The organism is Polycladospora coralii (genome assembly GCF_014773435.2).
GTDB lineage: Bacteria > Bacillota > Bacilli > Thermoactinomycetales > Thermoactinomycetaceae > Polycladospora > Polycladospora coralii.
The window spans coordinates 693,031-712,571 of record NZ_JACXAG020000002.1 but is presented as its reverse complement, the minus strand read 5'-3'; the positions used below and the strand labels follow the sequence as shown (position 1 = coordinate 712,571).

The 19,541-nt window shown below is 40.7% G+C and carries 19 protein-coding genes; 1 reads left to right on the top strand and 18 read right to left on the bottom strand.

Going from position 1 to position 19,541, the window contains the following annotated elements; translation table 11 throughout:
- Positions 1–406: 406 nt before the first annotated feature.
- The 3 genes from IC619_RS07845 to IC619_RS07835 all read right to left on the bottom strand — a co-directional run bounded on the left by IC619_RS07845 (position 407) and on the right by IC619_RS07835 (position 4,486).
- Positions 407–3,046, bottom strand: coding sequence for a LamG domain-containing protein (locus tag IC619_RS07845; RefSeq protein WP_191140132.1), 2,640 nt, complete (start codon positions 3,044–3,046; stop codon positions 407–409).
- 157 nt (positions 3,047–3,203) lie between these two features.
- Positions 3,204–3,611: a DoxX family protein gene (locus tag IC619_RS07840; protein ID WP_191140131.1), complete on the bottom strand. Its 408-nt coding sequence runs from the start codon at positions 3,609–3,611 to the stop codon at positions 3,204–3,206.
- 209 nt (positions 3,612–3,820) lie between these two features.
- Positions 3,821–4,486: an HD domain-containing protein gene (locus tag IC619_RS07835; RefSeq protein ID WP_191140130.1), complete on the bottom strand. Its 666-nt coding sequence runs from the start codon at positions 4,484–4,486 to the stop codon at positions 3,821–3,823.
- A gap of 496 nt (positions 4,487–4,982) precedes the next feature.
- Between IC619_RS07835 and IC619_RS07830 the strand changes: the two genes are divergently transcribed.
- On the top strand, positions 4,983–5,546 hold the full coding sequence (locus IC619_RS07830) for a GNAT family N-acetyltransferase (protein ID WP_191140129.1): 564 nt from the start codon (positions 4,983–4,985) through the stop codon (positions 5,544–5,546).
- An 86-nt stretch (positions 5,547–5,632) separates the two neighbouring features.
- Here the strand turns inward: IC619_RS07830 and IC619_RS07825 are convergent, their stop codons facing one another.
- The 15 genes from IC619_RS07825 to smc all read right to left on the bottom strand — a co-directional run bounded on the left by IC619_RS07825 (position 5,633) and on the right by smc (position 19,531).
- Positions 5,633–6,214, bottom strand: coding sequence for a type 1 glutamine amidotransferase family protein (locus tag IC619_RS07825; protein ID WP_191140128.1), 582 nt, complete (start codon positions 6,212–6,214; stop codon positions 5,633–5,635).
- Positions 6,215–6,351: 137 nt separating this feature from the next.
- On the bottom strand, positions 6,352–7,878 hold the full coding sequence (locus IC619_RS07820; RefSeq protein ID WP_191140127.1) for a YifB family Mg chelatase-like AAA ATPase: 1,527 nt from the start codon (positions 7,876–7,878) through the stop codon (positions 6,352–6,354).
- A 5-nt stretch (positions 7,879–7,883) separates the two neighbouring features.
- Positions 7,884–8,366, bottom strand: a complete 483-nt coding sequence (locus tag IC619_RS07815; protein ID WP_191140126.1) for a GyrI-like domain-containing protein — start codon at positions 8,364–8,366, stop codon at positions 7,884–7,886.
- Positions 8,367–8,385: 19 nt separating this feature from the next.
- Positions 8,386–8,751: a YraN family protein gene (locus IC619_RS07810; protein WP_191140125.1), complete on the bottom strand. Its 366-nt coding sequence runs from the start codon at positions 8,749–8,751 to the stop codon at positions 8,386–8,388.
- Positions 8,735–9,538 (bottom strand): ribonuclease HII, encoded by an 804-nt coding sequence (gene rnhB / locus IC619_RS07805; protein ID WP_191140124.1) that lies wholly within the window; start codon positions 9,536–9,538, stop codon positions 8,735–8,737. The genes IC619_RS07810 and rnhB overlap by 17 nt, the downstream gene beginning before the upstream one ends.
- Positions 9,528–10,403, bottom strand: coding sequence for a ribosome biogenesis GTPase YlqF (ylqF, locus tag IC619_RS07800; protein ID WP_191140123.1), 876 nt, complete (start codon positions 10,401–10,403; stop codon positions 9,528–9,530). Before ylqF ends, rnhB begins: the two co-directional genes overlap by 11 nt.
- Before the next feature lie 25 nt (positions 10,404–10,428).
- On the bottom strand, positions 10,429–10,971 hold the full coding sequence (lepB, locus tag IC619_RS07795) for a signal peptidase I (RefSeq protein ID WP_191140122.1): 543 nt from the start codon (positions 10,969–10,971) through the stop codon (positions 10,429–10,431).
- Between the two features lie 74 nt (positions 10,972–11,045).
- Positions 11,046–11,396, bottom strand: a complete 351-nt coding sequence (gene rplS / locus IC619_RS07790) for a 50S ribosomal protein L19 (protein ID WP_191140121.1) — start codon at positions 11,394–11,396, stop codon at positions 11,046–11,048.
- Between the two features lie 96 nt (positions 11,397–11,492).
- On the bottom strand, positions 11,493–12,233 hold the full coding sequence (gene trmD / locus IC619_RS07785) for a tRNA (guanosine(37)-N1)-methyltransferase TrmD (RefSeq protein WP_191140203.1): 741 nt from the start codon (positions 12,231–12,233) through the stop codon (positions 11,493–11,495).
- Positions 12,234–12,244: 11 nt separating this feature from the next.
- A complete protein-coding gene (gene rimM / locus IC619_RS07780; protein WP_191140120.1) occupies positions 12,245–12,802 on the bottom strand; it encodes a ribosome maturation factor RimM in 558 nt (185 codons plus the stop codon).
- A gap of 42 nt (positions 12,803–12,844) precedes the next feature.
- Complete coding sequence (rpsP, locus tag IC619_RS07775; RefSeq protein ID WP_191140119.1) at positions 12,845–13,087, bottom strand: 30S ribosomal protein S16; 243 nt, start codon at positions 13,085–13,087, stop codon at positions 12,845–12,847.
- 35 nt (positions 13,088–13,122) lie between these two features.
- The gene (ffh, locus tag IC619_RS07770) at positions 13,123–14,469 is read right to left on the bottom strand and encodes a signal recognition particle protein (RefSeq protein ID WP_191140118.1); all 1,347 of its coding nucleotides are present in this window, start codon (positions 14,467–14,469) and stop codon (positions 13,123–13,125) included.
- Between the two features lie 19 nt (positions 14,470–14,488).
- Positions 14,489–14,818 (bottom strand): YlxM family DNA-binding protein, encoded by a 330-nt coding sequence (gene ylxM, locus IC619_RS07765; protein WP_224749539.1) that lies wholly within the window; start codon positions 14,816–14,818, stop codon positions 14,489–14,491.
- Between the two features lie 112 nt (positions 14,819–14,930).
- A complete protein-coding gene (gene ftsY, locus IC619_RS07760) occupies positions 14,931–15,929 on the bottom strand; it encodes a signal recognition particle-docking protein FtsY (RefSeq protein ID WP_191140116.1) in 999 nt (332 codons plus the stop codon).
- An 11-nt stretch (positions 15,930–15,940) separates the two neighbouring features.
- Positions 15,941–19,531: a chromosome segregation protein SMC gene (gene smc / locus IC619_RS07755; RefSeq protein WP_191140115.1), complete on the bottom strand. Its 3,591-nt coding sequence runs from the start codon at positions 19,529–19,531 to the stop codon at positions 15,941–15,943.
- Between the last annotated feature and the right edge of the window lie 10 nt (positions 19,532–19,541).

Genomic DNA, 19,541 nt, shown 5'->3' with positions numbered 1-19,541 from the left:
ACACGCTTGAAATAGGCTAAACCATTTTTAAATGAGTGAGCTAAACAGAATAAATCGATTGAATGAGATAGCCCACGTACCCCACTGTCGTATCGTAACTGCTATATGTATAGCAAAGCTTGCTTGCCAAGTACGCCTACATAAAAATAGGAAGCTTACAAAATTGTAAACTTCCATGTCAGATCACAGTGCTTTCTTTATATAGGGTTATCGCGACTTACAAATGTGTGTTAAAAGGATTCATTCATCTTTTCCTCCTAAATATCTTCCTAAACATAGACCTTAATGCTTTACTCATGAAGTGACTCGCTTCTCTTTCAATTGTGTGTTTAATAATTCTTTTTAGCAAAATATATCCAACCTCTCTAATTCATGCAATCCCTTTTGATTTCACTTAAATTGTTTTCTACTTTACTTTTCGAATTTCTAGGTTCATTTTATCTTGGGTATCCAATGGCAGATAAAGGATTAGTTTTTGTACGCCATCTGTATCACGTACAATTCCTTGCCGAAAGTTACGCACTCTTTTCGTATCCATAAAAAGTTCTGCCTTATGGTCACTGTTCCAATTCAAAATTTCAAATGCCGGATTATGAATCGGATTTTCCACAGAACCATTTAAAGTAAAGTTCAGCGAATCTTCATGCATCACCAAGTTATAATCTCGCTGCTCACCATCATAATCCTCATCTATTCCACCCTGTAAATTCGTTAGTTCCGGACTTTGCCGCCATGCTTTCACAATTGGAATAAGATCAGTTATATCCTGCTTCGTTTTATTAAACTGATTGGAAAACCCATACATAAAGGCGGAATGCCCTTCACTTGTGGATAATGCAAAGTGATTAACGCGTCCATCTCCATCAAAAGCATATCTTCCATCTGAAACAATGCGCGCAACTGGCCAATGGTTCCATGGTCCCGTAAACATATTGTTGGAGTGAGGTGATTGCTCTTCTTTGCCCCATGGTCCACCGTTCCCTCCTGCCTGAAATGCCGTGAAGATCTTCCAATTAGATTTGAAATTAGCCATTAAGATTTCGCCTAAGTACTCTCCGTCTTCTTTGAATTGAGACCCATCATAAATCAGATCTTTTTTCGTTCCATCTATGTTTGCAATAGATAGCGCCTGCTCATTTATAATATCGGATGGTAATTTATCAGCAGGTGTCAATGGTTGTAAATCCCCTTCTATGAGTAAATCCACATCTTCCTCTTTCATGTGATCTGAAAAGCCCCAATACTCCAAACTTCGAAATAAAGTTCCATCTGGATAAATGGTGTGGTACTCGTCCACAAAATCAGTTTCAAACGCCTGATTGAAGAACACATCATTCACCGCATAACGCCAATGAATGACAACACGTGCATCGGTATTTTCTAAAACACGAACATGAGAATAACGTGCTTCCTTATCTGACATATGCTCTGCTAATGATGGTTTACCTGGTGTGGCATTTGCATTTGCTAGTTCTACACTTTGGTCTGACATCCACAAATTATTTTCAGTTACCATATTCACGCCATAAGAGGTGCCTCGCCAATACACATAATTTGTAGGTAGCTTGTCGAATTTTACAATTACATCACTATAAGGATCAACTCGCCACATGTTATCCCATAAATCGTGATACTTTAATCTTTTATAGGTGGCGCCAAATTTGGCCCCTGCTCCAGGTTCTCCAGGAAGTATGCGCTTTTGGATGTCAGGGTTCTTCGTTATTGCGTCACCTGGCTTTATACGATTAAATGTACTTGTGATTGTTGCAGCAGATAATTTTTTATTATAAATCTTGACCTCATCAATTAAACCCTCTAATCCGAACAAAGTAGGATAGTTTTGCTCTTCTCGCACAGGAGCAGTTGCACTTAACGCTTCTGTATTTAGACCAATTCGAAGTGGTTTTTCATATGGTATATCTACTTCCCCAAAAACAGATCGCTTCGCTTCTTGCACGCCATTCAGGTAAATTTCCATGCTCCCTTCTCCATAAGTTCCAACGATATGAAGCCATTGATTACGGTTAACTGGATTGTTAGTTACAATTTCTTGACCATTGACGGTAAAAGTGATTTGACCCTGTTCATTGAATCCTAGATAATAACCCTCTTCACCAAAATGAGTGGACTGATGAATAATAGGAGCTTTATCCCACGGATAAGCACCTAGAACTACCCATGTGTCTATGGTGAAATTTTCTTTTATTTGTGGCGTATCTTGACCTTGAATATTAATATTCGCGTAATATCCATCAAAACCTAATGCCATTCCCGAAATGCCTTTTTTCCATAAACTCGTATGCCCAGCGATGGTTGTTTTCCGATCACTGTGCACTTCCGTAACCTGATTTCCCTCACCTTCATCAAATTTCCACCAAGCTACAGGACTTTCCTTGCTTGGAGATAAAACTGGATTCCCCTTAACAGGTTCAGCTTTGGCAGAATAACTGCTTTCTTGTTTGTCAATATTACGGATACCCTTAGCAGTCAACCGAAATGTTTGTACGATCTTATTCTTCGGATCATCCCAATCTTCTACTTTTTCCGTTCCCTTTTTAAACTCTCGTATAACGATACCATTACGCTTGATTGTGTAGATTTCATGCACCACACCCGTAGGATCCAGTTTGTTAAAATCAGGAAAATATCGCCAATGAATGACTACTTGCTCATTTGATTGTTCAATAATACGTGCATAACTATATGTAGACCGTTTATCAAAGTTTTTCTCTGCCGGTCCGTCCCCCTTTATGCTTGCTAAGTGATCAACAACTTCTTCTTGATTACTGGTAACCCATGTAGGACGATAGCTATACTTTCTCGAAAAGACAAACTGACCTTTGTCATCTAAATTAACGATAATATCAGCATGATCGCCTGATATTTGTTTGCTGTGCTCATTGAATTCAGTTCTAGTATAATAAGCATACAACCCTTTCTGGCCATCCTGGTAAGCTGCCGAATTCCTTTCCAGTGTTGAAATCCCTATTAATCCAGCCCATACAATGCTGGATATAAGGATAAAGGATAAGACTTTTTTTAGCATCAAACGACTTCCTTCCTTCATTTATCTCGTTTGCTACTACGACAGTTTACAAATAACTTGTGTCCTTCTTGTGTTTTTTTGAACAAAAATATTTCTGAATGGTTCTCATTCAAAATATTTAGAAATTTAATCGCATAAGAACAAAAGGGTCAGACACCTACACGGTCCGATCCTTCTGTTCACTTTTACTTACTGCCCATACCCACCAGATCATGAGCGGCTGAAATAATAATCTCACCCAAAGAAGGGTTTGATTCGCTTCTTCTTGTCCAGGAGCGGGAATCCCTTTAACAGCCGCATAAATATTTGCAGGAAAAATGAGTATTAAGTAAATGGCGGTGATCATCCCAGTTGTTTCACGAGTCTTAGGAATGAGTAAGAAAACAGCTAATATAAATTCAATGATCCCCGTCATATACACAAGTTCTACTCTGAATGGAATAAAATCAGGGATCATGTTGGCAAATCCTTGTACTTCGATAAAGTGAAACACGCCTGCTAAAAAGAAAAAGAAAGAGAATAGTACGAGTCCTAGTAGCTTCAACCCTTTTTTCATTTTATTCATATATGAAATTCCTCACAATCGATTAGATGATTTTCTAGATTGATCTTAAGTCAATTTGACCGAAAAAGAAAGAGCGCTTCCTTCGTGGTGCATTTCTACCCATACATTACGATTTCAATAATCGAGCGATACCTTTTGCAAGTTCATCTTGATATCGCTTTTACCAAGCGTCCGTCTTAAATTGACGCTCGGCTTTTGATCGTGTGAATTCACTTTATTCCGTCCCATTCATAAAGAAATTGTTCTAGATATTTTTCTAGTACTTCATGTCTTCCTGCTGCTAATTGCTTTGCATAATCAGTATTCATAAGATCTTTTAGCTTCAATAATTTCTCGTAGAAATGCATGATTGCTGTACCCGAATTTCGATAATCGTCTAATGTAATAACCGTTCTAGGTGTAAGTTCGGGGTGATGAATGGGTCTTTGTTTTACAGCTGAATAACACATTACACGTGAAATTCCAATTGCTCCAATTGCATCTAATCGATCGGCATCCTGAACAATTTTCCCTTCTAATGTTGACATCGTACATTTATTTGTTCCTCCTTTATAGGACATCGTGGAAATAATCTCTAAAATATGAGCAATATCCCCATTTAAAACCTCATTTTTCTTCAACCAATGTTCCACTCTATATAATCCAATCTCTTCATCTCCACTTATTTTCTCATCAGCTATATCATGCAGAAGAGAGGCTATGATGCATATAAAAACATCTGCATTTTCAATTATAGCTATTTTCTTTGCGATATTTGTTACCCTAGAAATGTGCCACCAATCATGCCCAGTGTTATCATAATAAAGTTCATTTTTTACAAAGTGTTCTGTTAATGAAATGACACGTTCTTGTTTATGATTTAAATGTACACTCATCTTCCCACTCCTACACTCGAAATCTCGCGATTGGTTTTACCTGATCATAGCGTAAATCATACCCGTTCCTTCCTTTGATTAAGAAATCCCTATTATAGAAGTCGGGGACTAAGCCCACCTCATAAGAAAAGACTTCCTAGCCTAGGAAGGACAATTTAATCCTTCATTGATAAGTAACATTGAGGATAAACACGCTTGGCAGACTACGCTAAATTATGGCTGGAAGGAAGGCATATCCGCTCAAAATACACTTACCCATTTTGGAGCATCCTTTTCCTTGTCCATAATCATTAAAAAACAAACTTCTAAGCATGGACCTCCTGGTAGCCATATGATCATTCCACCTTAATTTTAATATTGATAAAAAATATAATTTTATGTTATCATATTTCAAATATTATGTGGTAGATATCCGATCGGACTATAAGTCTGCTACCGACTTCAAAAGTTTATTCATAGTATACCTATAAAAAATCTAACCCTAAGGAGCGCTACAATGAATCCGATCCTACTGGACTTCCCTCATGAATTTGAAACGGAACGATTGTTAATCAGGATGCCAAAGCCTGGTGACGGGAAAGCGGTCTACCATGCCCTGACAGCCTCACTAAATGAGTTAAAACCTTGGCTGCCGTTTGCCCATGGTGAACAAAGTGAACAGAAGACAGAAATAAATATTCGTGAAGCTCACATCAAATTTTTACAAAGAGAAGACCTCAGATTCCTTGTTTTCCATAAAGATACAGGTCAATTTGTTTGCTCATCTGGGCTCCATCGCATCAATTGGGACGTACCCAAATTTGAAATTGGATACTGGACAGATACGCGCTTTACGGGAAAAGGTTATACCACTGAGGCTGTAGTTGGGATCACCAACTTTGCCTTCACAGAACTGAAAGCCCAGCGCGTGGAAATCAGATGCGATCCAAATAATATCAAGAGTAGAGCCATTGCAAAGAAGTTGAATTTTGTATTAGAAGGTACCCTTAGAAAGGATACACCCTCTGCGGACGGTAGTACCTTATGTGATACCTGTATATATGCGAAGATCACACCGTAAGTGGTGACAGGTCGATATCCTACTATCAGATATCGACCTGAACCGTCTCTCTCCCATTCGCAAGACGTATTTCGCTCTTTGACATCTTAATTCCTGATAAATCCTTTTTTAAATAAATCATACCACTCTTCTAAGTCTTTCCCTTCTAAAACACCCAATTTATGTAAGATATCTCTTGAAAATTCGATTGCTCCACTTCCATTAGCTGTGATAAGGCCGCCGTCAAGAACGGATTGCGCAGCAACATATTTTTCATCACCTCGATAGTTAGGTGCTCCTTCTTTTAAGTACGGCAATGAATTTCCAGTGTGTGCATAATGATCCAAAAATCCATGATCACCTAAGAAAGTAGTGGCATCACAAATAGCTGCGACTGGAATGCCTTGTTCAAAGCAATACTTTACCAACTTTTCTGCTTGATGATTTTTGGGCTCTCTCCACCCTGTTCCTCCAGGAATAATCAGTATGGCAAACTTCAATTCAAACGAAAAGTCCTGTAAGCTATAGTCTGGGAGCACGGTCAATCCTCCCATTGAAACTTTAGGTTCCTTGTCAATCGCAATCGTCTGAACTTGAAAACCCGTTTCTGGTTTATTCAACTCTGCCGTTACGTAACTTGCTTCCCAATCGGCAAAACCATCTGTGATAAAAACGAACACTTTTTTCATATGTAAACTCTCCCATTTTAAAGATAATCATATATATCATACACGATTATGGAATCCTATCTATATATCATTTTTCCTCCAATATCACCCCAATCTGTATCTTGATTATCACTTCCCTATATTCGATACATACAAATTCACTCCCAGTACTTTCGATCCAGTGTCCGATATTGGATCGCTTCTGCAATATGTCCAACTTCGATCATATCTGACTGGGCAAGGTCAGCTATAGTACGTGCTACTTTTAAGATGCGGTCATGCGCACGGGCACTCAGACCGAGATTTTCAAATGCCTGTTGGAGAAGTCGGCGAGCAGCAACGTTCAGTTGACAATACACACGCATATCAGCTGCTTGCATGTTACTATTTGTTAAATGATGCTGTTCTTCAAACCGTTTCGCTTGAATGTGACGCGCACTTGCGACACGCCTACGTATTTCTGCTGAGGATTCATTAACTTCTCTTGCGCTTAGTGTTTCATAATCTACTCTCGGTACACTAATGTGTAGATCAATCCGATCGAGTAATGGTCCTGAGATTTTAGCGCGATAGCGTTGAATTTGTGGGGGTGTACAAGTGCAGGAGCGATCTTCTTCGTAGCCGAAGTAGCCACACGGACATGGGTTCATACTACATAGGAGCATAAATGAACTTGGGAATGTGAGTACGGCTCGTGCGCGTCCTAATGTCACTTCTTGGTCCTCTAAAGGCTGGCGTAATACTTCCAGTGTTGACTTTGAAAACTCGGGTAACTCATCTAAAAAAAGAACGCCTCGATGTGCTAGGCTTACTTCTCCCGGCTTGGGAATGCTGCCACCTCCAATAAGTCCAGCCTGAGATATTGTGTGATGAGGTGAGCGAAAGGGACGCTCACGAATCAAACCACTTGACACGCTTGAGGTTCCTGCAATACTACTAATTTTAGTAACCTCTAATGCTTCCTGTATCAGCATAGTAGGTAAGATTGTGGAGATGCGACGCGCTAACATGGTTTTTCCAGAGCCAGGCGGACCGATTAACATTAGATTATGCCCACCCGCAGCTGCAATTTCCATAGCCCGTTTCACATGTACTTGTCCTTGTACATCAGCAAAATCATGTGTAAAAGAGGCTTCATCTTGTCTTACTTCTGCTCGAATGGGGAGCGGGCACCATTCTCCTCGTAAGTAGGAGACCGTCTCTGTTAAAGAAGAGGCGGGTATGATTTCCATTCCAGCAACTAGCGCTCCTTCTTCTTTATTCGCTTCTGGCAAAATCACGCGGTGGATCCCCTTTTCTTTCGCAACCATCACCATCGATAGTGTGCCTTTTAGTGGGCGTAATTTTCCTTCTAATGAAAGCTCTCCAATTATTAGAGTATCTTCTAGCGTGGCGCACGTCAGTTGACCACTCGCGATTAAAATTCCTACTGCGATGGCTAAATCAAAGCCCGCTCCTTCTTTTTTTATATCAGCAGGAGCTAAGTTCGTCGTAATACGCTGTAGCGGAAAATTTACACCACTATTTTTAACAGCAGCACGAACACGATCACGAGCCTCGCGTACCGCTGAATCAGGGAGTCCAATTAGATCAAATACGGGAAGGCCATTACTGATGTCCACTTCTACTTCTACAATCATTCCATCAACGCCAAGAATAGAAGCACTATTTAACTTCGCATACAACACCTTCACTCCCGTTTCTGCACTGGAATATAGATTTCATATTCATTGGTTTCGCTTTCAGCTTCATCATGAATCGGGTGAAAACGATGATCGTAACGTTCAAGCGTCAAGACAGATACATCTTTATCCAACTTTTGCTCTTTCATCCATTCCCAAGCTTGTAAATACGATTGCTCAACCTGACTTATCGGTCCTTGGTGCGTAAACATCGCATATTGTTGTACAGGAATAGCTAGCTGAATCAATCCTGTGGGAACCTGAACATCAGCTTCTGTTTTTACCCCTACATAGTAGGTAAAATCCGTCTTACGACTGTGAAAAGGTGCGTAATAAACATTTTTTTCGACGATGCCCGCTATCTCTGGTAATCGCGAAAAGAAGTTTTTCCACACTTTCACAATATCCCCGCGCGCTGCAGCTTCATATGGACCTGTCCACCCTAAACCGATTAGTTTAAAATTTTCAATTGTTGTGATTTTACCATTCATTCTATCTTCTCCTTTGCACTCAAAAGGCACCCTTAATATGTACGATTTCTTCTTGAGCTAAGTTTTTGTCCACCTTTACTGATATCATATCAAATCGAATGGAAGTATGGAATATATGTTTGCTATTCATATAGTGTAGTGCTACTGTTCTGACTTTTTTCTGTTTACGAAAGCCGATGGATTCTAAGCCCAATCCATAACGGCTTCCACTTGTCGTTCTCACTTCTACAAAAACCAACTCATTCTCATCATAAGCAATAATATCTAATTCTCCTTGTGAACAAGTCCAATTACGCGCTACAATTTTAAAGTCTTGTTTTTGTAAATGCTGAGTTGCCATTTCTTCCCCGATTCTACCTACCAACTTTCTACGGTCTTTGGGCAACGTTTACACCTCTCATCCTTTTTTCTACGGGAGCAAAGCTCATTCGATGAATATCCGTAGGCCCCCATCTTTCTAGCATAGCCAGATGGTCTGGAGTCGGATATCCCATATGCTTCTCAAAACCGTATTGCGGATATTTTTGAGCTGCACTTCTCATCCATTCATCCCTAGCCGTTTTAGCCAAAATAGATGCCGCTGCAATGGAATGACTTAACGTATCCCCTTTCACAAATGCTCGCTGTGGAACGGGGACTTGAGGAATGGTGACTGCATCCGTTAAAAGAAGAGAGGGTTCTTGTTTAAGCGTTTCAATACTTTTGCGCATAGCTAGGTATGTAGCTTGTAAGATATTTATTTGATCAATTTCAGCTGCATGTACATAACCAATGCCATATGCAATGGCATGTTGTTTAATATGATCTCTTAATCGTTTGCGCTCGGGTTCAGAAACTTGCTTTGAATCATTTAAGCCAGTTACATCAAAATCAGGTGGCAAAATAACGGTGGCCGCCACAACGGGGCCCGCGAGTGGGCCTCTCCCTGCTTCATCCACTCCGGCGATCCATTGATACCCCAGATCTCGATATTTTTCTTCGTATTTCCACATTCTCGCTAGCCGTTCCAGTTCCTGCTGTTTTTTCGCTTTTTCTCTTAAAAAAGACTGTAAAAGTTTTTGGACTCCTGCCCTTGAATCACGTTGAAGAAGCTGCAGTTCAGACGCCTGTAAATCAGGAACCGTTGACAGCCATGCTTTGATCTCCCTTATGGTTTGTGTTTTATTTTTCATCTTCGCTTTCCATCCAGTCTTCAGGTAATTCATAGGTAATGCGTCCAATCCGACCACCACGTAAGTCATTTAAGAAGATTTCAGCTACTTTCTCATAATTAATCACACCACCGCGTTGCAGACAACCTCTTTTTCTACCCATTTCTTCCATCAACGCAACATCTTCATAACTTTCGACATCTGCAATCTGATAGCGTTTTGCTAATGCTTGCGGATAATGCTTCTTCAAAAAATGGATCATATATAAGGCAATCTCATCGGTTGCCAAAATTTCTTCTTTAATTGCACCACTCGCTGCTAACTTAAATCCAGTTTCTTGATCATCAAACTTGGGCCATAAGATACCTGGGGTATCTAATAACTCCAAATGATTCCCTAGTCTGATCCATTGCTGTGCCTTCGTCACACCGGGTCGATCTCCTGTAACCGTTGCTGAACGATTGGCTAGGCGATTAATGAGTGAAGATTTGCCTACATTAGGAATTCCGATTACCATAGCACGCATTTTTTTGGATTGAATCCCCTTCATTGCTCGTTTTTCAAACATCGGCTGTAGTAATTTTTCGGTGATCCCATGTATTTGCTTTACCCCTTTACCCGTTTGTGCGTCGACTGGTAAGACCGTATGTCCGCGCTGTTGGAAGTACTGAATCCATTTGGCATTGCCTGCTTCATCAGCTAAATCACATTTGGTCAGTAATATAAGCCGCGGTTTATTTCTGATAATTTCATCCATCATCGGGTTACGACTAGACAAAGGAAGTCGACCATCTACTAATTCATAGACTACATCAACCATCTTTAATTTTTCTTCAACTTGTCTTCTTGCTTTTGCCATATGTCCCGGAAACCATTGTATACTCATTTAAGTACCTACTCCTTATTTCACCCTATAAAAACTTCATCTCACCCAGTGGCCAGTAAATCAACTCAGCTCGCCCGATGATTTGGTCTAGCGATACGGTTCCAATATGACGGCTATCGCGACTTTCCATGCGATTGTCACCTAAAACAAAAACATGACCTGCTGGAACCTCTACGAGGTTAAAATCCGTGGTTCGAGAAGAAGAATTTAAATAAGGCTCTTCAATCAAGTCCCCATCAACTAGTATCTTATTATTTTCTGCTTCAACGGTTTGTCCAGCTACAGCGATTACGCGTTTAATATATTTACTCTCCTTCGTCGCTTGAAACACAATCACTTCATTGGGAGTCGGCTTTGTGAAATGGTAAATAAATTTATTGATCATCACCAAGTCACTCGAATTAATATTCTTTTGCATCGAATCTCCTGAAACATCGTAAGGTTCCAATGCATAAAGACGAACCAAAATCGCAATCACCATTGCTGCAAAAAAATAGGGCCACCATTCTCTTCTTCGCTTTTTTCGTTTGTGCTTTAAATGTTCTGAACGAGGAATAAATGAACGCATTGAGACCTCCTTGAACTTTAAGATGCAACAAAAGGGCTTGTATAGACAAGCCCTTTTGGTTAAAACGCAGTAAACTATTTACGGTGTGCTTCTTTAATACGTGCCGCTTTACCACGTAAGCTACGTAGGTAATAAAGTTTCGCACGACGAACTTTACCACGACGAATCACTTCGAGTTTATCGATACGAGGTGAATGCAGTGGGAATGTACGCTCAACACCAACACCATAAGAAATCTTACGAACGGTAAACGTTTCGGAGATTCCACCACCACGACGTTGGATCACAACACCTTCAAACAACTGAATACGTTCACGTTGTCCCTCGATAACTTTTACATGGACACGCACCGTATCCCCTGCACGGAATTGTGGAATATCTTGCTTAATTTGATCTGCTGATACAGAACGAAGCGTAGGATGCATTTCCTTTCCCTCCTTTCAAAAATTCATCGCCATCATCCGTTTCATATGAACGGAGATATTTTATCACACAGCTTATGTGAACTCAATCCAGCAAAATCAGCTATGTTTTTTTTCTTGTAAACGACGCAAGAAAAAACGATCTTCCTCAGTCAACGCAGCCGTCTCCAATAGATCTGGACGACGCGCATAGGTACGGAGTAAAGATTGCTCTCGACGCCATTTTTGAATCTTTTGATGGTGACCAGATAGCAACACATCTGGTACGCGGTGACCTCTAAACTCTACAGGACGTGTGTATTGGGGATACTCCAATAATCCCGTTGAGAAAGAATCATCCACCGCTGAAGAATGGTTGCCAAGCACTCCGGTTATCAAACGACTTACACTATCCATCACAACCATAGCAGGAAGTTCTCCACCTGTTAAAACATAGTCGCCAATCGAAATTTCCTCTGTGGCCAAGTGTTCACGGATACGTTCATCATAACCTTCATAATGTCCGCACAGGATAATAAGACGAGAATGATGTGCTAACTCTTCCGCTTTTTCTTGGGTAAAAGGAGCTCCTTGTGGAGACATCAACAGCACAGGAGGTGGTTTCGCTTCATGTTCACATATCGATTCTACGGCAGCGAAGATTGGGTCTGGTTTTAACACCATTCCTCCGCCACCTCCATATGGAGAATCGTCAACGGTACGATGTTGATCCGTGGTGAAATCTCTAAAGTTGATCACAGAGGTTTCAACTAATCCTTTTTCATGTGCTTTTTTTATCATACTCGTATCCAAAAAGCCCGTGAACATCTCGGGAAAAAGGGTTAATACATCAAAGCGTATCTTCGTCACCGTTAATCTAATCCTTCCATCCACTCGATTGTGATTTTTTTGTGCGCTATATCTACTTCCTTCACCACTGATTCGATATAAGGAAGTAGGATATCTTTTTTCCGCCCTGGTGCCTGAACCACCCATACATCGTTAGCTGGCATCGGTAAAATTTCCGTCACCTTGCCAATGATATCGCCCGTGGTTGTCACTACTTCAGATCCAATGATTTGATGAAAATAAAATTCACCCTCTGTCTGGTCGACAGTTACTAAATCATCACGCTCTACCAGTAATTGACCCCCTTTATAGGGTTCTGCTTCATTTATATTATTCCATTCTTGGAACTTAATTAATAAATTTGCTTTATGGGTGCGACACTTTTCAACGGTTAGCGTTTTCAAACCAGATAGGGCCTCATGCTTAAGAAGAAGCTGATTACCAGGAGCAAATCTGACATCAGGAAAATCAGTATCTGAACGCACACGTACATCTCCTCGAATACCATGTGTCGTGATGAGTACTCCTACGTTTAAGTAATCCGTGCGTTTTGGTTGATGGGACCGATATCGTTTCTCCAAGTATCATCATCTCCTTCAAGCTGTGCCACCATCAGAGGTGTCTTACAAAATGCCTTCGCGACGGAATAAATTGCGTACAGTATCAGAAGGTTGCGCACCATCAGATAACCACTTTTTCGCTTTTTCTCCATCGATTTTCACTTGTGCTGGATCCGTGAGGGGATTGAAATATCCAATTTCCTCAATAAAACGTCCATCACGTGGAGCACGGGAATCCGCAACGACTACACGGTAAAACGGGGATTTTTTAGCTCCCATACGCTTCAAACGAATTTTAACTGCCATATCTTTCACCTCCTAATCAGGGTATCAGGAAAACATTAAGGCATAAAAGGAAACTTAAATCCTTTACGCTTTTTCTTACTTTTGGTCATTGCAGAGAATTTTTTCATCATCTTTTTCATATCATCAAACTGTTTGAGCAGTCGATTTACATCTTGTACGTTCGTTCCACTTCCAAGTGCAATCCGCTTACGACGGCTTGCATTGATATGTTCCGGGTGTTCCTTCTCATATGGAGTCATAGAACGAATGATCGCTTCAATGCGGCCAATTTGTTTTTCATCGACTTGCATATTTTTTAAGCCTTTCATTTGGCCTGCACCCGGTAGCATGCCGAGCATGTCTTCGAGTGGCCCCATATTTCTCACTTGTTGTAGTTGATCTAGAAAGTCATCAAATGTAAACGATTGCGTACGCATTTTACGTTCTAGTGCTTTTGCCTTTTCAGCGTCTACATTTGATTGCGCTTTCTCAATCAAAGTAAGCACGTCACCCATTCCCAAGATTCGAGAAGCCATTCGCTCAGGGTGAAAAGGCTCTAAAGCATCTGATTTTTCACCCATACCGACAAACTTAATCGGGCAGTCGGTGACAGATTTTACAGATAGCGCAGCTCCTCCGCGCGTATCTCCATCCAGTTTGGTCAATACAATCCCTGTTAATCCAAGTTCACGATTAAAATGCTCTGCAACATTAACCGCATCTTGACCCGTCATCGCATCCACAACAAGCAAAATTTCATCTGGCTGAACTTTTTCACGAATTTGTTTCAATTCCTCCATCATCTTTTCATCAATATGCAAGCGACCTGCTGTATCGAAGATGACATAGTCCACATGCTCTTGCTTCGCTTCTGCCAAGCCTTGCTCTGCGATCTTAACAGGACTTTCTTGATCTCCCAAGGAAAAGACTGGCGTATCAAGTGACTCACCCAGCACTTGTAATTGTTTAATCGCTGCTGGACGATATACATCCCCAGCTACCAATAAAGACTTTCGATTTTGTTTTTGTAAGTATTTGACGAGCTTACCTGAGGTGGTTGTTTTACCAGCACCTTGTAAACCAACCATCATAATTTTGGTTGGAGGTCGATTTGCTTGTACGAGCTTAGCTTGTTCCGTTCCCATTAAAGCAGTCAATTCTTCATTCACCACTTTAACAACTTGCTGACCTGGCGTTAAGCTCTTCAGTACTTCTTGTCCAACCGCTCGCTCTTTCACACGATTGACAAAGGTTTTTACCACTTTAAAGTTTACATCCGCTTCAAGAAGTGCTAAACGAATCTCACGCGTAGCCTCTTTCACATCCGCTTCGCTCACTTTTCCTTTGCCACGCAACTTACTCATTACGGCTTGCATCCGTTCGGATAACCCTTCAAACGCCATGGTGCCACCTCCCACTGTATTAGTCTTGATCCACCATCTGTACAATTAATGGTTGCACCTGTTGTTTGATCTCTGGTAAGTCTTGCAATAAATGCAATACTTGCTCCGCTATTTTTTGCCTCTGTATATAATGTCTCATTAAACCGAGTTTCGCCTCAAATTCCGATAAGGATTGTTTCGCACGTTTAATCGCTTCAAATACGGCTTGGCGCGAAACCCCATTATGTTCAGCGATCTCACCCAGTGACCAATCTTCTACATAATACATTTCTAAAAGTTGCTGTTGTTTTTCTGTAAGTAGTGATCCATAAAAATCATATAATAAGTTCATCTCTGTGGTTTTCTCCAACAATGGAGTCACCTCACATTCACCGTCAAGGTGATTACCTTTACAGGATTCTACTATAACTGGGTTGCAATCCAATGTCAAGGTTTTTTCCTTGATACAGAAAATGAATGGTTTAATCCACTTGCATCTTATCATCCTCTATCACTGCATCTTTAAAAAGTGCATGTAAAAACTGATCCGTATCAAAAGTTTGCAGATCGTCGGCTTTTTCACCTAGACCCACCAATTTGACCGGAATATTTAATTCATGACTGATCGCGATCACAATTCCGCCTTTAGCTGTACCGTCTAATTTCGTTAATACAATTCCAGAGACGTTCACCGCCTCACCAAACTGTTTCGCTTGGACGAGTGCATTTTGTCCTGCTGTTGCATCAAGCGCCAGTAAAATTTCATGTGGTCCATCCGGCACTTCACGCTGGATAACCCGATTCACTTTTTTTAGCTCTTCCATCAAGTTCACTTTGTTTTGTAAGCGCCCCGCAGTATCACATAATAAGATATCTGCTTGGCGTGATTTTGCTGCTTGAATGCCATCATAGATGACAGCTGCTGGATCAGACCCCGAAGATTGACGTATTACATCAACCCCGACTCGCTCTCCCCAAACCTGTAGTTGCTCGATCGCACCAGCACGAAACGTATCCCCGGCAGCCATTACTACTTTTTTGCCTTCACTTTTGTATCGATGTGCTAATTTCCCGATACTAGTCGTTTTTCCTACACCATTAACACCGACAAATAAAATCACCGTTAAGCCGTCTTCGTTTAATTGGATATGATGGGATTCATCTTCATTTGTAAGCATGTCACCGATGATTTCGGACAACAAAGGTTGTAGTTCACTCGGATCTTTTATTTTGCGTTCCTTTACTTCATCTCGCAAGCGCTCAACTAATTCCAAGGTTGTATTCACACCTACATCAGCACCAATTAAGATATCTTCTAATTCTTCATAAAGGTCTTCATCAATTTTAGTACGCCCGGTAAATAAGTTGTTCATGGCACCTACAAATGAATGACTTGTCTTACTTAAACCCGAGATAAACTTTTGTGTCACACTTTCCGTTTTTTTCGATACATTTTCACGTAATCGTTTTAAAAAGCTCAACTGACATCCTCCTATTCCAATGCTGCTGCGACCTCTTGTTTTTGGTCATATTCTTCTAGATTAACAGAAACCAACTTGGAAACACCAGATTCTTGCATGGTTACACCATATAAAACATCTGCGCCTTCCATCGTATGCTTTCGATGTGTGATAATAATAAATTGTGTATTGTGGGCAAATTTTTGCATGTAACGTGTATATCTAGTTAAGTTCGCTTCGTCCAAAGCAGCATCCACTTCATCCAATACACAAAACGGAACTGGCTTCATATGAAGAACAGAAAACAGTAATGCTAATGCTGCGAGTGCGCGTTCTCCCCCTGATAATAACGTTAAGTTTTGTAATTTTTTCCCAGGGGGCTGCGCAACAATTTCAATTCCCGTTTCCAATAAATGATCAGGGTCCTCCAAGTTTAGATCTGCTTTACCTCCTCCAAACATTTCTACAAATACAACTTGAAATTCACTACGGATGCGCTCAAAAGCTTCTAAGAAGCGCTTGCCCATCTCGGCTTCCATTTTCGTAATAATATCTGCTAGTTTTTGCTTAGATTCCGTTAGATCGTTTTCTTGTGCTTCTAGGAACTGGTGTCGTTCATATAAGCGTTCATATTCTTCCACTGCACCTAGATTGACATCACCTAAACGACCCATTTGGGCTTTTAACGATCGCACTTGCTTTTCAGCAACTTTCACATCTTCTGGTGGCTCATATTGTGCGGCTGCGCGCTCATAACTTAACTCATATTCTTCTGCTAATTTTTGCAAAAGATGATTTAATTCTACATCTTGACGATTGGCTTGGATTTGCTGCTCATGCATCTTCGCTTCTAGCTGTCGCATGGTCGCTTGTTTGTTGCGTACCTCTTTTTCTTGTAATTCTTGTTCTGATAACTGCTGTTCACGAATACTTTTAACCTGTGCTACGCGTGCTTGCACTTCTGCTTTACCTTGTCTAAGGTGATCGATTTCCATCGTTAATTTTTCTATTTCAACATGATTCTCTGTTAATGTTTCCCCTAAATCGCGTTTTTCCATTTGCGAATGGGATAACTGCTTTTCCGTCTGCTCACATTCCGTCATAACTTGTAAATGACGCTCTTTTAAATGCGTATTTTCCTGATTTAAAGCAGCCACTTTTACTTTCCATTCTGTAACTTGCTCATTTACTTCTGCTCGATCATCTATTTCTTTTTGAACAAGATGCTGAACCTGCTCTATTTCATCGTTTAAGCTATCATTTTGCTCGACTATACGCGTCATTTCTTCTTTAACCTGTTGTCTCTTTTCTTTGATGCTCTGAAGCTTATGTGCCAATGCGGTACGCTCTGCTTTCAAATTTTCTTGATTGTCATGTGTGAGCTGAAGTAAGTGCGCTAACTCTCGATCTCGGCTAATTAAGGCTTGTTCACTTACTCTTCGTTCTTCACCTTGTTTACGAATCAGCTCTCTTTTTTCATCCAAAATTTTTCGATTATGTTGTAGCTGATCTACGCGATTTCCGCACTCAGCAAGTTGTTGTTTTTGCTCCTCAATTTTTTTATCCAATTCTTCAATTTGGCGAGAACGCCCCAGCAAATTAGTCTTATTCCCTTGACGACTTCCTCCTGACATAGAGCCCCCAGGATTTACAATATCTCCATCTAGGGTCACAATACGATACCGATATTGGAGCTGTTTGGCAACTGCATTAGCTTGGGCAAGGGTTTCTGTAATGATTACCAATCCGAGTAGATAGTGAAACAGTTCTCGATACTGGGCGTCATAAGAGACTAGATCAGCACCCGTTCCAATCACACCTTGCTGTTGCTGTAAGATATGTCGATCTGTTTGTGACATGACACGAGCGCGCATCACATCAAGCGGAAGAAAGGTCGCTCTACCTAACTTTTTTTCTTTCAAAAAAGCAATGCCTTGTCTACCGGTATATGCATTATCAACAACTACATGTTGCAAGGCGCCACCTAATGCCGTTTCAATTGCTACCTCATACTGATGAGGCACTTGAATGATTTGCGCTACAGCACCATGTACACCTTGTAATGAGGAAACATGTTGATCACGAGCCCTTAAAATTTCTTTTACCCCTTGGAAAAAACCTTGATGTTCGGCCTCCATTCCCTTCAGCCATTCCTGTTCCGTACGAAGTTGATGTATTTTTTTTTCAATTTGTTGGTATGCTCTCTTGAGTGGCCCATCTTCCTGTTCAAGTTGTTGTCTCTCTTGTTCAAGGGCACGTAGTTGCAATGCAACTTGTTGTCGTTCATGTTCGAGTTGTTCCCGTTGCTTCAGTACCTGATCTCGTTCAGCTTGCTTTTCACGTTGTTCAGTTACCCACGTCTCTTCTTTTGAATCAAGCGCATTGAGTCGTGACTGCAATTCTTCTAGTTGTTCAATTAGATAAGTGTGTTCACTACGAAGCTCGGTTAGTAATTGCCCATCTTGATTTCGTTGAGCATGGAGCTTAGCAAGTTGTTCGTTTGCCTCTTCAGAATTTAAGGAAAGTGAACGAAGTGCCTCTCCCAACTGAAGTTCTGCGTGCTTCAGTTCTGCTTCTTTTTGCTGTAACAGCTGAGATAATCGCCCTTGTTCTGTTACGCGCTTGTGATACCGCTCTTCAAGTTCGATCAATCGCTCCTTTAACTGTTCTTCGGTAGCAGCATGATTTCGAATACGCTCTTCACGAACGTCTTTTTTCCCCTCCACTTTTTCAAGTTGCTCACTCACCTGTAAGAGTTCCGCTTGCAATTGTTCCCATTTTTCTTCGTTTTCTCTACGGTTTTCCTTTAAGATGACCAAATCTGCTTCTTGTTTACTGATGTCAGCCCCTAATACAGATTGCGTTTCTTTTAATTGGGTCATTTCCAATTTAGATATTTGCCAATCGTTATGTAATGATTTGATTTTATGTACATACAATCGTACTTCAATTTCTGCTAATTCTGTTTTCAGTGCTTTATAAGCTTTCGCTTGTTCAGCTTGTGCGGCAAGTGGCTCTAATTGCGTGTGTAGTTCATGAATTAAGTCACGAATCCGTGTTAGATTTTGTTCTGTACCCTCTAACTTTTTCTCAGCTTCTTTTTTTCTTGTTTTATATTTAACAATTCCAGCCGCTTCTTCAAAAATAGCACGTCTATCTTCCGATTTCGAACTTAAAATCTCATCAATCTTACCTTGTCCAATCATGGAATATGCATCTTTTCCGATACCCGTATCCATAAACAGTTCATGAATATCACGCAAACGGCATGTTTGCTTATTCAGTAAGTATTCACTATCCCCAGATCGATACACCCGTCTTGTAACCGTTACTTCGGTATAATCAAGTGGTAATTTATGCTCACTATTATCAAATGTCATCGCAACTTCGCAATATCCAACTGGTTTACGAGACTCGCTACCTGCAAAAATAACATCTTCCATTTTCGAACCGCGTAGCGATTTTGCACTTTGCTCCCCTAATACCCAACGAATGCCATCTGTAACATTGCTTTTACCACTTCCATTGGGACCCACGACAGCAGTAATCCCAGGAACAAACTCCATTTGCGTTCGATCTGCAAATGATTTAAAGCCCGACATATCCAGTCGTTTTAAATACATACCCATCCCC

Excerpts from the sequence above, each read along its gene's own strand:
- IC619_RS07845 (WP_191140132.1), bottom strand. The coding sequence starts at position 3,046 with ATGCTAAAAAAAGTCTTATCCTTTATCCTTATATCCAGCATTGTATGG.
- IC619_RS07840 (WP_191140131.1), bottom strand. The coding sequence starts at position 3,611 with ATGAATAAAATGAAAAAAGGGTTGAAGCTACTAGGACTCGTACTATTC.
- IC619_RS07835 (WP_191140130.1), bottom strand. The coding sequence starts at position 4,486 with ATGAGTGTACATTTAAATCATAAACAAGAACGTGTCATTTCATTAACA.
- IC619_RS07830 (WP_191140129.1), top strand. The coding sequence starts at position 4,983 with ATGAATCCGATCCTACTGGACTTCCCTCATGAATTTGAAACGGAACGA.
- IC619_RS07825 (WP_191140128.1), bottom strand. The coding sequence starts at position 6,214 with ATGAAAAAAGTGTTCGTTTTTATCACAGATGGTTTTGCCGATTGGGAA.
- IC619_RS07815 (WP_191140126.1), bottom strand. The coding sequence starts at position 8,366 with ATGAATGGTAAAATCACAACAATTGAAAATTTTAAACTAATCGGTTTA.
- rnhB (WP_191140124.1), bottom strand. The coding sequence starts at position 9,538 with ATGAAAAATAAAACACAAACCATAAGGGAGATCAAAGCATGGCTGTCA.
- ylqF (WP_191140123.1), bottom strand. The coding sequence starts at position 10,403 with ATGAGTATACAATGGTTTCCGGGACATATGGCAAAAGCAAGAAGACAA.
- lepB (WP_191140122.1), bottom strand. The coding sequence starts at position 10,971 with ATGCGTTCATTTATTCCTCGTTCAGAACATTTAAAGCACAAACGAAAA.
- rplS (WP_191140121.1), bottom strand. The coding sequence starts at position 11,396 with ATGCATCCTACGCTTCGTTCTGTATCAGCAGATCAAATTAAGCAAGAT.
- rpsP (WP_191140119.1), bottom strand. The coding sequence starts at position 13,087 with ATGGCAGTTAAAATTCGTTTGAAGCGTATGGGAGCTAAAAAATCCCCG.
- ffh (WP_191140118.1), bottom strand. The coding sequence starts at position 14,469 with ATGGCGTTTGAAGGGTTATCCGAACGGATGCAAGCCGTAATGAGTAAG.
- smc (WP_191140115.1), bottom strand. The coding sequence starts at position 19,531 with ATGTATTTAAAACGACTGGATATGTCGGGCTTTAAATCATTTGCAGAT.